The organism is Mesorhizobium sp. M1334, from assembly GCF_040317995.1.
Taxonomy (GTDB): Bacteria; Pseudomonadota; Alphaproteobacteria; order Rhizobiales; family Rhizobiaceae; genus Mesorhizobium.
Window position 1 is genome coordinate 1 of record NZ_JAMYLM010000017.1, and the last position, 18,759, is coordinate 18,759.

The following is an 18,759-nucleotide window of genomic DNA, read 5'->3' on the forward strand; positions in this document are numbered from 1 at the left end:
TCGCGGCCCCCGCGGGGGTGCCGCGGTGGGGGGGGGCGGGCCCCCCCCGCCGCCTCCCCCCCCGCCCGCCCCCCCCGCCCCCCGGGGGGGTGTTTACCACCCCACGGCGATGCTCATGCGGCGTGCCGGCCGGCTGGATGAGCTGGGAGGCCGCTATGCGGCCTTGATGCGGGTGCGCGCCGGCGCGCTGCTCGGGGCACCGCACGGACTGCAAGGCAAAGCGCTCGACCGCTGGCTCGACTCTCGCGATAAGGAGCAAGCTGGCGGCTTCACGACGCGTTCGCAAGCCGCCGGCGAGGCCAAGAACCTGGCGCAGATGCAACAGGCAGCAGAACGGCTGCACGACTGGACGGCAAGGAGGCTCGGTGAACGTCGATGATGTGAAGGCCCTGGCGACACGGATCAGGGAAGAAGTTGCCAAGGCGATTACCGGGCAGCACGATACAGTCGACCTGATGCTGACCGCCTTGTTTGCGGGCGGGCATATCCTGCTCGAAGGTCCTCCCGGCACGGCCAAGACGATGACCGCGCGCTGCTTCGCCCAGGCGCTTGGGATCGCCTACGGGCGGATCCAGTTCACGCCGGACCTGATGCCCGGCGATATCGTCGGGTCGAACATCTACAACTTCCAGACCGGGCAGTTCACGCTGACGCGCGGCCCGATCTTCTGCGATCTCCTGCTTGCCGACGAAATCAACCGCACGCCGCCCAAGACGCAGGCCGCACTGCTCGAGGCGATGCAGGAACACGCGGTCACCTTCGACGGCACCACGCATTCGCTCGGCCGCAACTTCATGGTCGTCGCGACCCAGAATCCGATCGAGCACCAGGGCGTCTATCCGCTGCCGGAGGCGCAGCTCGACCGCTTTCTGTTCAAGCACCGCGTCAGCTATCCCGGCCCCGAGGAAGAACGGGCCATCATCGTCCATCACGGCGGCGGCTCCGCCTCGCACGACATCGCGCAATACGGCATCAAGGCGCAGACGGACCGCGAGACGCTGCAGGAGGCCCTTGAAGTCGTCGGCTCCGTCACCCTTGTCGACGATGTCGTCGGCTACATAGCGGCGCTGGTTCGGGCTACGCGCGAAAATGCCGATCTGGAAGTCGGAGCCAGCCCGCGCGCCGGCGCCATGCTGGCGCGGGCGGCGCGTGCCCGGGCGGCGCTGGACGGACGCGCCTATGTGATCCCCGACGACGTCAAGGCGCTGGCGGTGCCGGCACTGCGCCATCGCGTCATCCTTTCGCCTGCCGCCCAGATCGACGGCCGCCTGGTCGAGCAGATCGTCTCCGACCTGGTCGACCAGACGGAAGCACCACGTTGATCTATCCCAGCGGCCGAGCGGTGTGGGCAGCCGCTGCCGGCGCGGTGCCGGCCTTCCTGGTCGCGCTGGCATTGCCGTCCTTCTGGTATCTGGGATTGCTGTGGAGTTGCCTGCTGCTTGCCTTCCTGGCGGTGGATGCCGCGGCGGGACGCGGACGGGCATCGCTGAATGCCAGCATCGATGCGCCGCAGCAGGTCGGTGTCGGTAGGCAATTCGGCGTGCAAATCACCGCCCGTCACTCGGGGCCGCGCGCCGCGGAGGCTCGCGTCGGCCACGATGCGCGTCTGGCGCCGGTGAGCGGCAGCGGCGGGGCCTTGCAGCCGACCGCCAGAGGCGGGTCGCTCAACCTCCGCTTCCAGGCGCTGCGGCGCGGCGTCGCCAGCTTCGACCGTCTCTGGGTGCGCTGGCGCGGGCCGTTTGGGCTGGTCTGGAACCAGGTCGTGCTGCCGGTGGAAAGCAAGGTTGCGGTGCTGCCCGACGTCAGCAGCGCTCGCGGCGAAGCGATCACGCTTCTGCAACATGCGGCGCTTGCCGAAGGCCATGCGCAGCGCCGCGCCGGTCAAGGCCGCGAGTTCGACGCGCTCAAGGATTACCAGCCGGGCATGGGCCGGCGGATGATCGACTGGAAGCGCAGCGCCCGCCACGGCAAGCTGTTGGCGCGCGAGTTCCGCATCGAGGAGAACAACAACATCGTGCTGGCCATCGATAGCGGACGCCTGATGTGCGAGCCGGTCGACGGTATGCCTAAGGTGGACCGGGCCGTGACGGCCGCCTTGCTGTCGGCGTTCATCGCGCTGAAGGGCGGCGATATGGTCAGCCTGTTCGGCTTCGATGCAAGGCCGCGCGTTTCGAGCGGCGCGGTGCGCGGCCCCGCCAACTTTGCGATGATCCAGAAACGAGCGGCGGAGATCGACTATTCCAGCGAGGAGACCAATTTCACGCTGGCGCTGACGATGCTCGCGGCGCGGCTCGACCGCCGCTCGCTCGTCATCATCTTCACCGATTTCGTCGATCCGATCAGCGCGGAATTGATGCTGCGCACCGTGGGCCGGCTCACCGAACGGCATCTCGTGCTGTTCATGCTGATGAAGGACACCGAACTGGAGGGCCTGGCCGATATGCCGCCACGCTCCGGCGAGGACGTTGCCCGCGCGGTCGTCGCCGGAGGGCTTTTGCGCGAAAGGCAGGTCGTCATCGGCCGGCTGCGCCTGCTCGGGGCGCATGTGATTGAAGCTGAGCACAATCGGCTGGGTCCCGCGCTGGTCGAGCGCTATCTGCAGTTCAAGCAGGAGGATTTGCTGTGACGGCGCCAGTCGTCGACAATGCTGCACGTGGCGACGCGGTACGCCAGTCGCTGGCCAGCTTCCGCCGCGAGCGCGAGGCCGACTGGAAGGCATTCGAGGCGCTGCTGGCGCGTGTCGAGAAGCGTGCGCCGCGGACGCTTTCCGAAGAGGAGCTGCTGTCGCTGCCCCTGCTCTATAGATCCGCGTTGTCTTCCCTGTCGGTGGCGCGCGCAACCTCGCTCGACAATGCGTTGGTCGGCTATCTCGAAGCGCTGTCGCTGCGCGGTTATTTCTATCTCTACGGCGCGCGTCGCGGGCTGCGGCAGCGCCTGGCCGATTTCTTCCTGCACGACTGGCCCGAGGCCATTCGCGACCTGTGGCGCGAGACATTGGCGTCGGTCGCGCTGATGGTGATCGGCATTGGTGCAGGCGCCTGGCTGGTGGCATCCGACAAGAGCTGGTTCGACGCGATCATCCCGCCCGGCCTGGCAGGAGGCCGCGGCCCCGACACCTCGGCCGAACTGCTGCGCAATATGCTTTATGATGGCGACAATGGCTTTCTCTCAGGCTTTGCCGCCTATCTGTTCACGCACAACGTCCAGGTCTCAATCCTGGCCTTTGCCCTTGGCTTCGCCTTCGCGGTGCCGACAGTGCTGCTGATGCTGTTCAACGGCTGCATGATCGGGGCGTTGTTCCAAGTCTACTGGTCCAAGGGACTTGGCATGGAGCTCGGCGGTTGGCTGGCCATCCACGGCACCACCGAATTGTTCGCGATCGCTTTGGCCGGCGCGGCCGGCATGCGCATCGGCACCAGCATCGCCTTTCCCGGCGAATTGACACGCATGGCGGCAGCGGCTCGCGCCGGTCGCATCGCCGCGAACGCCATGGTCGGGGTCTCGGTCATGCTGCTGTTTGCCGGGCTGCTCGAGGGCATTGGCAGGCAGACCATCACCAGCGACGTCACGCGCTACGCCATTGGCGGTGGCATGCTGGCGCTGTGGCTCGGCTATTTCTATCTGTTCCGGGCGGTGCGGCATGGCGATCGGTAGGCGCGCCGCCTTCGCGGCCGTACGGCCGCTGATCACGCCCGAAGGCGTCGATCTCCGGATAAGGCTGGCCGACGCCGGCACGCGGGCCTCCGCCTTCCTTCTCGACGTCGCGTTCATCGCCGTGGCTGCAATCGTGATCACGATCGTCGCGCTGTTCGGGGTGGGAGGCCTTGGCAGCGAGGGATTTCAGCCGCTCTTCGTCGTCTGGATCATCCTGATCTTCTTTCTGCGCAACGCCTACTTCATCGCCTTCGAAGCAGGCCGGCGCGCGGCTACGCCCGGCAAGCGGATCGTCGGCATCCGGGTCGCGTCGCGCAGTGGCGACGGCCTGTCGATCGACCAGGTCATTGCCCGCAACCTGATGCGCGAGATCGAGGTGTTCCTGCCGCTGTCGATCATCGCCGGACGCAGCGGGACCGACCTTGCCGACACACTGACGACAATCTTCGGACTGGTGTGGACGCTGCTGTTTGCCTTGTTCCCGCTGTTCAATCGAGACCGCATGCGGATTGGCGACCTGTTGGCAGGGACCTGGGTGGTCGAGGCGCCGAAGCGCGCCTTGCTTGAAGACCTGTCGGCACGACAGGATTCGGCGGCCGGCGCGTTCCGGTTCAGCCACACCCAGCTCGATGCCTACGGGATTGCCGAACTCCACAAGCTGGAGGAGGTGCTGCGCCGCGACGACTATTTCGCCCTGCGGACGGTGGCCGAAACGATCGGACACAAGATCGGCGCGGCACCACAAGCCCATGACGCACGCGCATTCCTGACGGCGTATTATGGGGAGTTGCGGGCGCATCTCGAACGCAAGCTCCTGCTGGGCAACCGCAGGGCCGACAAGCATCAGCGTTAGACCGGAGGAGGGACGAGATGCAGGTCAAAATTAGCGCGATTGAGGAATCCAGGATAGATCGCGCAATTCAGGCGGCGGTCTCTGGGTCCTGGGAAGAATTCAGCAGCCTCACCGACACTCCCTTTCCAAACGACGAATCGATGCGAGAGCAATTCGACGATTCCTCCCCCAGACTTCAGCAAGTGGGCGGAAATTGGAAACGAGAAACGGGCGTTGAGATCCTGGATGACGGAGTGCGTCTAATAATAGTGAGAATAGAAGCGCCGCCCACGGTGGATATCGTTTTTTTACTGCATAGCACGAGCGAATTCAGTGACAGCACAATCGGTTTTCGGACATTTTTGCAGCAGCTGAATTGGGACTCCTAGCTATCGGTTTCGGCATTTCCGACCAGCGCCACCTCCTGCCCTAGCCCACCCACTTCTCGTAATCGGACACCAGCAGATGCAGCGGTGCTGTGTCCTCGTCGATGTCCGCGAAGCGGCCGATCGGCTCGCGAAAAACGTTGTCGGTGAGATCGTCATTGACGGTCGAGACCTCGCCGATCAGCACGTCCTTGCCCTCGGCCCAGAAGGCGTGCCAGACGCCCGGCAGCAGCGTCACGCTCTGGCCTGGGTCGAGCTTCAGCACTCCACCCGCAGGCAGTCTGTAGATGGTTCCGTCGACAGGCACCGATACTTCGGCCTTCGGATCGATGCCGCCATCGCGGTCATGCATGAACAGCTCCAGCACCAGCTTGCCGCCGCCACGGTTGATGATGTCCTCGGCCTTGATATTGTGGCGGTGCATCGGCGACAGCTGATCCTTGCGCGAGATCATGATCTTTTCGGCATAGAGCATGCCCATGCCCTTCTTCATGTCCTCGTAGCGGCCGTTGCGTACGGTGAACAGGAACAGGCCGAGCTCGTCGAACTTGCCCTGGCCGTAATCGGTGATGTCCCAGCCAAGCCGCGACGAGAAGATGGCCGACGAATCCTGCCGGTGCGCCTTCATCTCTTCCGGCGACCAGTAGGCGAAGGGCGGCATGATGTAGCCGAACGAACGGATGAAGGCGTCGGCGTCGCGGATGATGTCGTTGATGGCGGAGCGTTTCATGATCATGATCCCTTCTTCAGGCGGCACCTACAGCGCATAACCGAACACCGATCCGGTGTCGACGTAAACCGCATTCTGGCCTCATGACATCGGCGACGATCAGGGCCATAAGTCCCGACAAATTCCCAAAGGTGACATTCCATGCGCAGCATAGACGACCTCGATACGCCGGCGATCCTGATCGACGCCCGCCGCGCAGAAGCCAACATCGCCCGGGCGCAGGCCCATGCCGACCGGCACGGGCTGAAGCTCCGGCCGCACATCAAGACCCACAAGCTGCCCTACTGGGCGAAAAAGCAGGTCGCGGCCGGGGCCATCGGCATCACCTGCCAGAAGATCGGCGAGGCCGAAATCATGGCCGATGCCGGACTGACCGACATCTTTCTGCCCTACAATATCTTCGGGCGGGCCAAGCTGGAACGCCTCAAGGCGCTGCACGGCCGCGTAACGCTGTCGGTGACAACGGACAGCATGGACACGCTGATGGGGCTTGCCGCCACCTTTACCGATCCCGGCCACCGCCTGCCGGTGCTGGTCGAATGCGACACCGGCATGGGCCGCTGCGGTGTGCAGTCGGCCGGCGAGGCAGTCGCGCTGGCGAGCGAGATCGACAAGGTCCGGGGGCTCGTCTTCGGCGGCCTGATGACCTACCCGGGGGCGGGCCGCGCCGCCGAAACCGAGGCGTGGCTCGCCGATGCGCAGCAAGCACTTGCCGCAGCCGGCCTTGCTTGCGAGCGCATCTCCAGCGGCGGCACACCCGATATGTGGCGTTCCGGCGAGCATAGCGTCGTTACCGAATACCGGCCCGGCACCTACATCTATCTCGACCGCTACCAGGTCGCCAAAGGCGTCGGCAGCCTCGACGATTGCGCGCTGACCGTGCTGTCGACGGTGGTCAGCCACCCAACGCCGACACGCGCCATCCTCGACGCCGGCAGCAAGGCGCTCTCCAGCGATACGCTGGGGCTCGCCGATTTCGGCGAGCTGCTGGGCATTTCAGGCGCAAGGGTGACCAGCCTCAGCGAAGAGCACGGCAACGTCACGCTGTCAGGCGGCGCAGAGCTTCGCATCGGCGAGCGCGTGCGCGTCGTACCCGACCATTGCTGCGTCGTCACCAACCTGTTCGACGAGGTGCATCTGATCGAAGGCGACAAGGTGATCGAGACGCTGCCGGTGGCAGCACGCGGGCGTATGGCTTGATCCTATCGTTAGTTACCGTTCAGCCTGCCTCGCGGCAACCCGGCGCATCGAAATGACCCGGCGGCGCCGGATCTCGGTGCGCATCGCCGTCAGGTGCAGCGCGAAGAAAAGCACGGTGAAGCCGAGTGCCATCACAAGCAAGGGCCACAACAGGCTTGGATCTATCGTCGGCCCACCAAGCCGGAACACCGACGCCGGCTGATGCAGCGTGTTCCACCAGTCGACCGAAAATTTGATGATCGGGATGTTGATGAAGCCTACCAGGGTTATGATGGCCGCTGCCCAGGCGGCGCGCCCGGCATCGTCTAGCGCGCGGGTCAGCGCGATGATGCCGAGATACATCAGGAACAGGATGAAGACGGAGGTCAGCCGCGCGTCCCACACCCACCAGGTGCCCCACATTGGCTTGCCCCAGATCGAACCGGTGATCAGCGCAAGGGCGGTGAAGACGGCGCCGATGGGTGCCGCCGATTTCAGCGCCACGTCGGCCAGCGGATGGCGCCAGACCAGCGTGCCCAGTGCCGAGACCGCCATCAGCGTGTAGCACATCATGGCAAGCCAGGCGAAAGGCACGTGGATATACATGATGCGAACGGTGATGCCCTGCTGGAAGTCCTCAGGCGCCGTGAAGCTCATATAGAGACCGACAGCGAGGACGACGGCGGCGACGCTCGCCAGCCACGGCACGATCTTGTCGGCAAGCCCGACGAACCGCGTCGGGTTGGCAATATCCATCCAGCCGGAGGGGCGTGAAGTCGTGTCGCTCATGCGGCCTTACATAGACCGCCGGCGGAGTTGCGGCAACCAGCGGCGAGACGCGTCTCTCCCTCGCCCCTTGTGGGAGAAGGTGGATCGGCGCGTTAGCGCCGAGCCGGATGAGGGGTGCTCGAAGAAATGAGGCGCTAGTGTCTTTATCGCAATGCGCCTCAGTCTGGATTTTGGATGAAGATTTGAGCCAAGCCGGAGCACCCCTCATCCGACCTCGCTTCGCGAGGCCACCTTCTCCCGCAAGGCGAGAAGGAGAACCGCGCCACGTTCAGGCGGCTTCGTTCACCGGGCGGCTGAGGCGGCGAACCTCCTCGTCGTTGAGCAGGCCGCCGGCGCGCAGCAGGCTGGCGAAGCGACCGTTGCGCAACGACAGTTCGGTGAACCCCCCCATCTCGACCACCCGGCCCTTGTCCATGAACACGACCAGATCGGCGTCGCGAACGGTGGTCAGGCGGTGGGCGATGATGAAGGTGGTGCGGCCGCGCCGCAACTCGTCGATGGCGTCCTTGACGCGATCTTCCGTCTCGACGTCGAGCGCGCTGGTCGCCTCGTCGAGAACCAGGATGGGCGCGTCCTTCAGCACGGCGCGGGCGATCGCGATGCGCTGGCGCTCGCCACCGGACAGCTGTCCGCCGCGTTCGCCGACGACCGTGTCGTAGCCCTCGCTCTTCGACAGGATGAAATCCTGCGCGGCGGCGGCATTGGCCGCGGCATGGACCTCGTCATAGGTCGCCTCCGCACGGCCGACGCGGATGTTGTCCTCGATCGAGCGGTTGAGCAAGCCGGCATCCTGGAACACGGTGGCGATCGAATGGCGCAGCGACTTGCGGGTCACCGTGCGGGTGTCGATGCCGTCGATCAGGATACGGCCGCTGGACGGGGTAAAGACGCGCTGCAGAAGGTTGATGAGCGTCGTCTTGCCGGCGCCCGTGGGGCCGACGATGGCGACCGTCTGGCCGGCCTGGACCTCGAACGACGCGTCGTCGACGCCCTGCCCCGAGTTGCCGAACTCGAAGCAGACATTCTCGAAACGCACGTGCCCCGTGACGTTGACGAGCTCGCGCAGCCCATCGGGTTCGGCGGCGTCGGATGCAGAGTCCTCGAGATGATAGAATTCCTCGAGCTTGGCGCGCGCCTCGGAAATCTGGTTGGCGAACGCCGACATCTGGTCGAGCCGGGCAATCAGCAGCGTGGCAAAGCCGGTAAAGGCGATGACGTCGCCGATCCGCAACTGGCCGTGCGTCACCAGATAGGCGCCAATCAAGAGCACCACCATCATCGAAATCGTCGACGACAGGCGGTGCAGCGCGTTGGCCATCGCCCACCAGTCGAGCACCGGATTCTGTGCGTCGAGCAGGTTCTTGACGTAGCGCTTCAGCGCCTCGGTCTCATGGCCGATGCGGTTGTAGCTCTGCAGGACGGCGACGTTGCTGACCGAGTCCGTCACATGCGCAAACACCTTGTGGTAGTGCCGCTCTACGGCCGCCTGGCCTTCCTTGGTGCGCCGCATCACCAGCCGTCCGATGCCGACATAGAGCGCGCCAAGCGCCAGCAGCACCATCGACATGCGGATATCCATGCTGAGCGCGGTGGGCACCAGCAGAACCAGCGCAACCGCGGTCGACAGATGCTGCCGCATGAATTCGAGCCAGAGGCTGAACAGGGTCTCGACCGCGCGCAGGAGCGTGTGCAGGGAATTGGAGGTGCCGCGCTGATGATGCCAGGCAAGCGGCATGGTGATCACGCGCTCGAACGACTGGCAGAGAACCTCGCTGCGCCGCTGGTGGGCAAAGCGGTCGGCGCCGCGCGCTACTAGAACGAAGGCGATGATATTGAACGCGCCGAGGCCGGCCCACATTGCGAGTGTCGCGAATACCGAGCCGCGGTCCGAAATGGCATCGATCACCCGGCCGAACATAATCGGCTCGAGAATGGCGATAATGGCAAGCGCGACATTCGCCCCGCAGATAAACGCAACGCGTTTCCTGTCGGCAGCGAGATAACCAAGGGCTCGCCAGTAGATTTGCAGAAGTGACACTTCAGCTACTCCGCCAATTATTTATGGTGCAGTGCGTCATTTTTTGACTCGTATCGGTTGACGCGTCGCAAAACAATGCTCGTCTACCTCTTCCGTTCCCATTCCGCGAACAAAAGATGACGACGCTTCGAAATTTGCCGTGATCGTCTAACAGTTTGAGATAAAAGGTGAAATGTCAGCGTTGCGGCAAAATCATGGCAACTGGAAAGCACTGCCACATTTTTAATCAGCAAGACCCCAGGCACGACGTCTAAAGTCGTGTGCAGGCATTCAGCAAGGTCAAACGCAAATATAACCGGTAGAGGCACTTGGAGCGCCCGCGCGTGCCCTGGGCAACCCTGAGCGACGCTCCAAGTCCTTGAATCTAGGTCGGTATTCTAACGACCACCTCGGCATTGTCTCCGGCTTTTGGCTCGAAGGACGAAGATTTGGTCTTCGTGCCATTCACTTCAAGTGAGATGGCCCGGGCCTTTTTGTCGCGGACGACGCGTACCTTGATCTCGGCGCCCAGCATCTTCAGGGTTGCCGAATAGCCGTCCCAATGGCTGGGAAGTCGCGGCGTGAACTGGAGGCGCTGTCCGCGGCGCTCTATGCCGAGAATGCTCTCGACCGCAGCGCGATAAAGCCAGCCCGCCGACCCGGTATACCAGGTCCAGCCGCCTCGGCCGCCCTTGTCTTGCCCGGAATAAACGTCGGCCGCGACGACGTAGGGTTCCACGCGGTAGCGCTCTGCCGCGGCTTCATCGAGCGCATGGTTGACCGGATTTAGCATCGAAAGGCAACGGTACGCATCGTCGGTGCGACCCATCTCGGCGAGCGCAATAACGAACCATGTCGCGGCGTGCGTGTATTGGCCGCCGTTTTCACGGACCCCCGGTGGATAGCTTTTGATGTAGCCCGGGTCCTTTTCCGTCTTCGAGAAGGGCGGGGTGAACAGTTTGACGATCTTGAGCTCGTCGTCGACGAGCGCTTTCATCGCCTGCCCCATTGCCGTGGTCGACCGCGCCGGGTCGCCCTCGCCCGAAAGCACGCTCCAGGACTGGGCGATCGAGTCGATCTTGCACTCATCCGACTTGCGCGAGCCGAGCGGCGTGCCGTCGTCGAAGCTGCCGCGCCGATACCACTCGCCATCCCAGGCGGTGCTTTCCAGCGCCCGCTTCAGCACCTCGGCGTGCTTCGTCCAGGCTTGCACGCGCTTTGCATCGCGCTCCGCCTTGGCGACATCGGCAAATTCGCCCAGCGTCTTCAGCAGGAACCAGCCCAGCCATACGCTCTCGCCCTTGCCGTGCTCGCCGACGCGGTTCATGCCGTCGTTCCAGTCGCCGCCGAGGATCAGCGGCAGCCCGGCCGGGCTGCTGCGCTTGACAGCAAGATCGAGCGCCCGCGCGCAGTGGTCGTAGAGCGAGGCTGTCTTCTTCGAGATTTCCGGGATGAAGAACGCATCGTGCTCGCCTTCGCTCAGCGCCTGCCCTTCGATGAAGGGCAGTTGCTCCTTCAGGATCGCGGTGTCACCGGTCACCAGCAGGTAGCGCGCGGTAGCGTGGGCCAGCCAGACCACGTCGTCAGAGATCATGGTGCGGACGCCGGCCTCGGTGCGCGGCAGCCACCAATGCTGCACGTCGCCTTCGGGAAATTGCCGCCGCGCCGCGTTGAGGATCTGATCGCGCGCCAGCTTGGGGTCGTGCGCCAGCAAAGCCAACGTGTCCTGCAACTGATCGCGGAAGCCGAAGGCACCGCTCGCCTGATAGAACGCAGAGCGGGCACGGATGCGGCAGGCCAGGCTCTGATAGGGCAGCCAGTGATTGACCATGGCGTCGAGGGCCTTGTCCGGCGTCTCGACCTGGATGGTGTCCAGAAAACCGCGCCATGTGCGCTCGTTGTCGGCCAGCCGCTGATCGAAATCCCTGGAGCGATGGGTCTGCACCAGCGCGCTGGCCTCGTCGGGCGAGGCCGCGTCGCCGAGCAGCCAGAGCAGCGTGACGTCGCCACCGGCAGCGATGTCGATGTCGCGTGCGATGGCCGCGCAGGGATCGTCGCCGGCCTCTACGCGGCCCGACAGGTCGGCGCCGCTCAGCACCGCATGCGGAAACTCGCTCGTGCCTTGCCTGCCGATGAACTCGCCGCGGTCGGCGGTGACCGAATGCACCGCACCGTCGGCGGCCAGAAAGGCGATTCGCTCGCCGAAATCGAGTCCATAGGGATTTTGCGCCAGCAATGCGCCGGTTGCGGCATCCCTCGACGGAACGATGCTTGCAGCGGTGCGCGAGCGATGGCCGCCAAGAACCCATTCCGCATAGGCGTAGACGCGCAGCCGCATCGGCACCGAACCCGAATTCTGGATGCGCAGCCGCGATATTTTCACCGGATCGACGGGATCGACGACATGGGTCAGGTCCATCGACAGCGGCCCGCGTTGTGAGCGGAACGTCGAAAAACCCTGTCCGTGCCAGGTTTCGTAGGTCATTGTCGGATCACGCACCACGGCAGCCATTGGCGAGAACGCCCTGCCACTGGCATGATCGTAGATATAGATGCCCTCGCCCGGCCGGTTGGTGACCGGATCGTTCGACCATGGCGTCAACTGATAGTCGCGGCTGTTGCGGCTCCAGGTGAAGGCAGCGCCTTCAGCCGAAATGTGGAACCCGAACGATGGGTTGGAGATCACGTTGATCCACGGCTGCGGCGTCGTGCGCCGGCCGGCAAGACGCACGACGTAGTGGCGTCCGTCGCCGTCGAAGCCGCCGAAACCGTTCCATTGGTCGAGCCCGCTGCCGTCGACGCGGCCCTCGATCAGTGCCTGGGCGGCAGATGCTTGCGACGTCGGCACCGGCAAGGACGGCTCGCGAAGCGCTGCAAGGTCTGCCGGCTGGAGGGCGGCGTCCCGCGCCTGCAGTGCCGCAGCCTCGGCGCGCTCGATCTGGTCGAAGATGGTGCCGTTGCGCGTATGCAGCACCACCCGAGCGACGGCGAGCAAGGTCCTGTAGGTCGTTTCCTCCATCAGATCGCGGCGCACTGCGAAGATGTGCTGGCGGGGTCCGAGCTCCTTGCCGCGCAACCGGCTGTTTTCGCACAGCGTCTCCACCGCACGCTGCAGGTCCTGCACGTAGGATGACGCCTGCTCGTTGACGACGACAAAATCGATCATCATGCCGCGGGCGCGCATGTATTCCTGGAAGCGAAGCGCCTGGGCGACGATCTCCAGATCGGCGACATCGGCGATCCTGACCAGGAAAATCGGAAAATCGCCGGATATGCTGGTCGGCCACAGGCTGGACTGCCTGCCGAGCCCGGAGACGATGGATTCGCCGGGAAGGCGCAGGAACGGGTCGGGATAGATCAGATAGCGCGCCAGCTTCTGCACATTGGCGGCGTCCGACAGACTGAGGCCAAGGTGCCGGGTCTGCACCTGCGAGCGCGTCCAGGCGAGCATCGCCTGGCGGGCGAAGCTTTCGGGATGGTCGAGCCGGGCGATGGCGGCATCCAATTCGGCGCGATGGGTACCGACGACGGTCCAGAAGGTCAGCGAAATCTTCTTGTTGGCCGGCACGCGCACCTGCCGGCGAAGCGAGGCGATCGGATCCAGGGTGAAGCCGGAATGGCCGCCAAGCTTGGCGCCGGGATCAAAGGCAGCCGCCTCGGTGATAGTGCGGCCACGGCCGATGAAGGCGCGCCTGTCGGTTTCCGCCTCGGCGTCGCGCGCCGATCCAGACGGGTCGGTGACGAAGTGCACCACGGTGACGTCGGGTTCATCCTTTTCGCGCTTGCGCCTGGTGGCGAAGATCGCGCCGTTGTTCGGCGCGATCTCGGTTTCCACGAACATCTTCGAAAAAGCCGGATGGGCATTATCGGAGGGCTCGGAGCCCAGCACCAGTTCGGCAAACGAGGTTACTTCGATATGCCGGTCGGCGGGGCCATCATTGTGGAGCGTCACCCGTCGGCCCTCACCATTGCCTTCCGAGATGACGATGCACTCGACTTCCGAACGCAGCGATCCAACCGATTTGACGAAGCTCGCCTTGTCGTCAGAAAACAGCGTCTGCGCCCGCTCGCCGGCGGCGCGCTTCGGCTCGGCGGTGGCCGACCACCAGTCGCCGTTGCTGGCGTCGCGCAGGAAAATATAGGAACCAAGGCGGTCCTCGGTCGGATCCGGCTGCCAGCGCGTGACGGCAAGGTCGCCCCAGCGGCTGTAGCCGGAGCCGGTGGCGGTGACCATGACCGAGTAGCGGCCATTGGACATGACACTGGTCGAGCGCAGCGCCCTCAGCGGATCGAGCACGATGCGGGTGTCCGGGCTTTCCAGCTCGGTCTCGTCCTTCGAGCGCTCGTCGGCCTCGGTTCTGACGGTCGCAGTCGGGATGTCGCGCGGCGCCCTTTCCTGCAGCAGCAATTCGGCCGACTCGATCACCGGATCGCTGTGGAAGCGATCGCGCAGGCGCCCTTCGAAGATCGCATCGGCAACTGCGGCAATCGACATGCCGGAGTGGTGGGCCATGTAATTGAGCACGACGGCGTGGTCGGTGCCCTCGGGGACGCGTTGCGGCGTGAAATCCACCGCGTCGTAAAAGCCGTGCCGGCCCAACGCGCCCAGCCGCCTCAGCCTGGCCAGGTTCTGCACGGATTCATGCGGCGTGAACTGCGCTGCCAGCACGGTCGCGTAAGGCGCGATTACCGTATTTTGGCCAAGGCCGCGTTTCAGGCCGAGCCCGGGCACGCCGAAATTGGTGTACTGATAGGTCAGTTCACGGTCGCGGGCGTTGTAGGCCGCTTCCGAAATCCCCCAAGGAACGTTCTTCGAACGGCCATACTGGATCTGGCGCTTGATGATGAGCTTGCTGGTCTGGTTGAGAATGCTGCCTTGCGGTTCCTTCATCACCAGGGGCGGCATCAGATATTCGAACATCGAGCCGGACCAGGACATCAGTGCGCCCTGGAAGCCGATCTCGACGATCGGCCGGCCGAGCCGGAACCAGTGCTCGGTCGGCAAATCGCCCTTGGCGATGGCGAACAGGCTGGTCAGCCGCGCCTCGGAGGCCAAAAGATCGTAGCAGCTTTCGTCGAGCTGATGCTCCTCGACCCGGTAACCGATCGACAGGAGCTTGCGTTCGGGCCGCATCAGGAACGAGAAATCCATCTCGAAGGCGAAACGGCGCGTGCGCTCGCGCAACGTCAGAAGCTTGGCCCGCAACGCCGCGACGGCGTTTTCGTCGCTGTGCGCGTCGTGCACATGCGCCTCGCAGGTGGCTTCGAGCCTGGCCGCCCAATCGGCGATGGTGTCGCTCTGGGTCGACGCGGCCTCGGTGTGGATGGCTGTCGCGAGCTTGCGTATCTCGCCGGCCAGGACGGCCAGGTTGATGGTACGGATCGACGCCATCTCCGGCTGCGCCTTGATCAATTCGACCGCCCGCCGCATGCCGTCGAGACGGTCGGCGAGCCGCTGGCGCAAGGGCCGCAATTGACGCCGGTCGTCGGGCAGTTCCTCAAGGCTTTCGTCGAGGATGGTGACAGTATCGAGGATGCCTTCGAAGTCGCCCTGCACATGCACCGACGGCGCTTCGGCCCATTCGGCGCAGGCTGCGGCCACAGCCACCAGATGGCCGGCGAGATTGCCGCTGTCGACTGCAGAAATGTAAAGCGGATAGAGCGGCTTCAACGTCGTGGTGTCGTACCAGTTGAAGAGATGACCGCGATCGCGCGGCATGCTCTCGATGGTCGACATGGTCGCGTCGATGCGGTTGACGGCGTCGGAGAGGCTGATCCAGCCGAAGTCGCGTGCCGAAATCACCGACAGCAGGTAGACGCCGATATTGGTCGGCGAGGTGCGGGGCGCTACAACGGGGGCCGGGCTTTCCTGGAAATTATCCGGCGGCAGATGATGATGCTCGGCCGTCACGAAAGTCTCGAAATAGTGCCATGTACGCCGCGCCACCGTGCGCAGCGCGTGGATGTCGGCGGCCGATATGCGCAGGCGGTCCTCGGTTTCGGCCGAACGGCTGATCCAGCAGGCGATGGCGGGCGAGCCGATCCAGAACAAGGCAAAGAAGAAGGCGACGAAGGCGCCGGTGGAATCGGCCAGCACCGGGACGGCGAGGCCGACGACGCCGATGATCACGGCGCCGTGCATGATGCTGTAGTAGGAGCCGAGATCGTTGTCGCTGCCCTTGTGTGCCTGCGAGGCGGTGCGCCATTCGAGCAGGTTCTGGCGGCTGACGAACAGGCGGTAAAGCGTGCGGATGATTGCGTCGCCCATCATCCACGCAAGGTGCGCCATAAGGACGATCTTCAGCGCCACCAGGGCGGTACCGAAGGCAACATCGCGTGCCAGTGCCGAGAAATGGCCGCGCGGCGTCTGATCGCCGCTCTTCGGCAGGATGGCGTTGACGATGTCGAAAGTGGGCGCCATGAACAGCGTGAGGATCAGCAGCGCCTGCCATTGCGCCGCCTGCGTGAAGGGGAGCAGCGTCCAGCCGGCGATCGCGGCCATCACCCAGAAGATCGGCGTCACCGAGCGGCGCAGATTGTCCACCATCTTCCAGCGCGACAGCGCCGGCACGTTTGAGCGCGGGCCGAGGATGAAGCCCAGAAGCTGCCAGTCGCCGCGTGCCCAGCGATGGTGGCGCGACGCATCGACCGAATAGCGGGTCGGATAGTCCTCGACCAGTTCGACGTCGGTGACCAAGGCCGAGCGCGCCAGGGCGCCTTCGAGTAGATCATGGCTGAGGATGGTGTTTTCCTCGATGCGGCCCTTCAGCGCCGCCTCGAAGGCGTCGACATGGTAGAGACCTTTGCCGGTGAAGGAACCGTCGCCGAAGATGTCCTGGTAGAGGTCCGACACCGCAAAGACGTATGGATCGAGCCCGCGATTGGCGGAAAAGACACGCTGAAAGAACGATGCCTCGTCGCCGCTGGTCAGCGACGCGGTGATGCGCGGCTGCAGGATGGAATAACCTGCAGTAACCTCGCGCCGTGCGACATCGAAATGCGGACGGTTGAGCGGGTGGCAAAGCTTGCCGGCCAGCGCAGCGACGGCGTCGCGGGTGGTGCGGGTGTCGGCGTCCAGGGTCATGACGTGGACGACGCTCTCCGGCAATGGCACTTCCAACGGCAGGAAGGTGGTGTCGCTGTCGCCGCGCAGCAGAAGGTTCAATTCGTGCAGCTTGCCGCGCTTGCGCTCCCAGCCCATCCAGACGCCTTGCGATGCGTTGTAGAGCCGGCGCCGATGCAGCAGATAAAAGCGCGGTGCGCCTTCCGACGGATAGCGGGCGTTCAGCCTGGCGATTTCGGCACGTGCGAATTCGAGGATTTCGACATCCGCCGTATCGATCTCGGTCTTCGAGTCCGGCCAGTCGGAAAGCAGCGCGAAATAGACCTCACCCGCCGTGTTGGCGAGGTGATGCACCTCGATGTTGCGGATGTTCTCCTCGACATCGTCGCGCGAGCCGATCAGCGACGGCACCACCACCAGCGTGCGCGCCTCGGGCGGCACACCGTGCCTGAAATCATAGCCGACGAGACGCGTCGGTTTCAAAAACAGCGAGACGACGGTATTGAAGAATGCGAGCGCGCCTTCGCTGGCCGGCACCGCGAACAGGGCCAGCATCAGGACGATCGACGGCACCGACAGGCCGAGATTGGCAAGCGCATTGCCGGAAACGACCAGAAGCAGGACCGTCAGCGCAAACACCGGCAGGACGATGCCCAGCCATCCGGTCTTGCGGAACGTCCGGTTCAGCGTCTTGCCGATGGTCGGCCGGTAGCCGATCGACCGCTCGAGCTCCTGCCGGCGCGGGCCGACCAGAAAGAAGCCGACGTCGGTGTGAGCGATCGGACCGCTTTCGGAGCCCGGTGCATCGGCAGCATGGCCGGCGAGCTCGATCGCCCTTTCGGCAACGCGAAATTCGGAGAGATCGGAACGGCGCGCCAGCTCCTCGATCGCAGTCCGGTATTGGTCGCGCGAAAAGAAATCGAGCGCGGCGAAATCGGTGCGTTCGCGCAGCAAGGTGTCGATGCGGCTGACGCCCTCGAACCACACCGTCCAGTCGACGTCGTTGATCAGGCGCAGGCCGCGGATGATGTTGCCGGTGGTCACGTTGCCGCTGGACAGCGTGTGGTGCTCGCTGAGGATGATCTCCTCCGCGTCGGAGCCGGTCCTTTCCAGCTCGCCCTCCAGCCATTCCAGCGCCCTGCCGGCATTTTGCGAGCCGTCACGCAGCCGGTAGAGCAACTGGGTGGCGAAGGTGGTGTCCTGCGCATGGGCGCTGTAGTGGGAAAGTATCGCCTGCCGGTCGGCGCTGTCGTCCGTCGCCAGCACACGGTCGGCGACCTCGTTAGCGATCTGGCGCAGTTCCCGCGTGCGATTGACGCGGACCGCGATGCGGCGAAGGTTCTCGATCAGGACGAAGCGCAGCAGCGACGGCAGCGCCCATAATTCGCCGATCTTCAGCGGCTCGACGGACTGGAAGCCTTCGACGATCGCCTTGAACATGGCCGACGAGACGGAACTGTCGGAATGCGCGACATAGGTCCACGCGACCGCCAGTGCGCGCGGCACGCTGGATCCATCCGACAGTTTCAGCGTCGGCAACTGGCGATAGAAGCGGCGCGGCAGGTCGCGCTTGACCTGAAAAATGGTCTCCTCGACCAGGTAGTTGTTGTCGAGCAGCCACTGCGCCGCGGGCGTGATCGTTTCGCCCCTCGCCTGGGCAGCGTTGGTGGAACGGTAGACATCGAGAATCTTCCTGGCGCTGTCGCGGATGCGCGCCTGAAAATCGAAAGGCGTCAGACCGAACAAATCCTTGGCATCGCCATTGGCAAGGGCTGCGCCCAACGCTCGGAGCCGATCTTCTGGCAGGAAATGGGAGCGTATCGGCTCGTCGGTGACAGCCGGGAAGCTGGCGCTCGTCTTTTCGATCTGTGCGAGATTGGTCTGGATATTCATCTAAGGTTCCGTGTTGGGGACGCAGTGCGGCGTCACCGCCACGGCAATGTCCCTAAAACCGGTCCAAATGCAATTGGTTGCATCGCAACACTTGGCCGAAAGTTTGTTTCCGCACCACGACAAGATGCCGTCTCTCGACAACTTCCAGGCGAGCACTATGAGCATCGTTTCGGCTTCTGATCGGCGGAAGATTCAGGCTTTTTCGTGATGCAGCGA

At 64.4% G+C, this 18,759-nt stretch carries 11 protein-coding genes; 7 read left to right on the forward strand and 4 right to left on the reverse strand.

The window, feature by feature from the left end; all coding sequences use genetic code 11:
• Positions 1–115 precede the first annotated feature (115 nt).
• From NKH17_RS23915 to NKH17_RS23940, 6 genes are read left to right on the forward strand one after another with little or no spacing between them, the layout of a single operon-like run.
• Complete coding sequence (locus NKH17_RS23915) at positions 116–379, forward strand: hypothetical protein (protein ID WP_352480605.1); 264 nt, start codon at positions 116–118, stop codon at positions 377–379.
• The gene (locus tag NKH17_RS23920) at positions 366–1,322 is read left to right on the forward strand and encodes an AAA family ATPase (RefSeq protein ID WP_352480604.1); all 957 of its coding nucleotides are present in this window, start codon (positions 366–368) and stop codon (positions 1,320–1,322) included. Before NKH17_RS23915 ends, NKH17_RS23920 begins: the two co-directional genes overlap by 14 nt.
• On the forward strand, positions 1,319–2,626 hold the full coding sequence (locus NKH17_RS23925) for a DUF58 domain-containing protein (protein WP_352899820.1): 1,308 nt from the start codon (positions 1,319–1,321) through the stop codon (positions 2,624–2,626). Before NKH17_RS23920 ends, NKH17_RS23925 begins: the two co-directional genes overlap by 4 nt.
• The gene (locus NKH17_RS23930; RefSeq protein ID WP_352972471.1) at positions 2,623–3,654 is read left to right on the forward strand and encodes a stage II sporulation protein M; all 1,032 of its coding nucleotides are present in this window, start codon (positions 2,623–2,625) and stop codon (positions 3,652–3,654) included. Before NKH17_RS23925 ends, NKH17_RS23930 begins: the two co-directional genes overlap by 4 nt.
• Positions 3,641–4,507 (forward strand): RDD family protein, encoded by an 867-nt coding sequence (locus NKH17_RS23935; protein WP_352899825.1) that lies wholly within the window; start codon positions 3,641–3,643, stop codon positions 4,505–4,507. The genes NKH17_RS23930 and NKH17_RS23935 overlap by 14 nt, the downstream gene beginning before the upstream one ends.
• A 17-nt stretch (positions 4,508–4,524) precedes the next feature.
• On the forward strand, positions 4,525–4,875 hold the full coding sequence (locus tag NKH17_RS23940) for a hypothetical protein (RefSeq protein ID WP_352899826.1): 351 nt from the start codon (positions 4,525–4,527) through the stop codon (positions 4,873–4,875).
• Positions 4,876–4,915: 40 nt separating this feature from the next.
• On the opposite strand, the gene NKH17_RS23945 is transcribed toward NKH17_RS23940, so the two are convergent.
• Entirely contained in the window at positions 4,916–5,602 is a 687-nt protein-coding gene (locus NKH17_RS23945) for a D-lyxose/D-mannose family sugar isomerase (protein WP_352899827.1), read from the reverse strand.
• A gap of 141 nt (positions 5,603–5,743) precedes the next feature.
• Here NKH17_RS23945 and NKH17_RS23950 point away from each other — a divergent pair, with 141 nt between their 5' ends.
• Positions 5,744–6,802: a D-TA family PLP-dependent enzyme gene (locus tag NKH17_RS23950; RefSeq protein WP_352899828.1), complete on the forward strand. Its 1,059-nt coding sequence runs from the start codon at positions 5,744–5,746 to the stop codon at positions 6,800–6,802.
• Between the two features lie 12 nt (positions 6,803–6,814).
• Here NKH17_RS23950 and NKH17_RS23955 read toward each other — a convergent pair whose 3' ends face one another.
• From NKH17_RS23955 to NKH17_RS23965, 3 genes are all read right to left on the reverse strand, one after another.
• Complete coding sequence (locus tag NKH17_RS23955) at positions 6,815–7,570, reverse strand: heme ABC transporter permease (RefSeq protein ID WP_352899830.1); 756 nt, start codon at positions 7,568–7,570, stop codon at positions 6,815–6,817.
• A 268-nt stretch (positions 7,571–7,838) separates the two neighbouring features.
• The gene (locus NKH17_RS23960; protein WP_254817502.1) at positions 7,839–9,608 is read right to left on the reverse strand and encodes a glucan ABC transporter ATP-binding protein/ permease; all 1,770 of its coding nucleotides are present in this window, start codon (positions 9,606–9,608) and stop codon (positions 7,839–7,841) included.
• Positions 9,609–9,972: 364 nt separating this feature from the next.
• Entirely contained in the window at positions 9,973–18,543 is an 8,571-nt protein-coding gene (locus NKH17_RS23965; RefSeq protein ID WP_352899832.1) for a glycoside hydrolase family 94 protein, read from the reverse strand.
• Positions 18,544–18,759: the final 216 nt, after the last annotated feature.

Coding starts and splice junctions, on each gene's coding strand:
- NKH17_RS23915 (WP_352480605.1), top strand. CDS start 116: ATGCGGCGTGCCGGCCGGCTGGATGAGCTGGGAGGCCGCTATGCGGCC.
- NKH17_RS23935 (WP_352899825.1), top strand. CDS start 3,641: ATGGCGATCGGTAGGCGCGCCGCCTTCGCGGCCGTACGGCCGCTGATC.
- NKH17_RS23940 (WP_352899826.1), top strand. CDS start 4,525: ATGCAGGTCAAAATTAGCGCGATTGAGGAATCCAGGATAGATCGCGCA.
- NKH17_RS23945 (WP_352899827.1), bottom strand. CDS start 5,602: ATGAAACGCTCCGCCATCAACGACATCATCCGCGACGCCGACGCCTTC.
- NKH17_RS23950 (WP_352899828.1), top strand. CDS start 5,744: ATGCGCAGCATAGACGACCTCGATACGCCGGCGATCCTGATCGACGCC.
- NKH17_RS23955 (WP_352899830.1), bottom strand. CDS start 7,570: ATGAGCGACACGACTTCACGCCCCTCCGGCTGGATGGATATTGCCAAC.
- NKH17_RS23965 (WP_352899832.1), bottom strand. CDS start 18,543: ATGAATATCCAGACCAATCTCGCACAGATCGAAAAGACGAGCGCCAGC.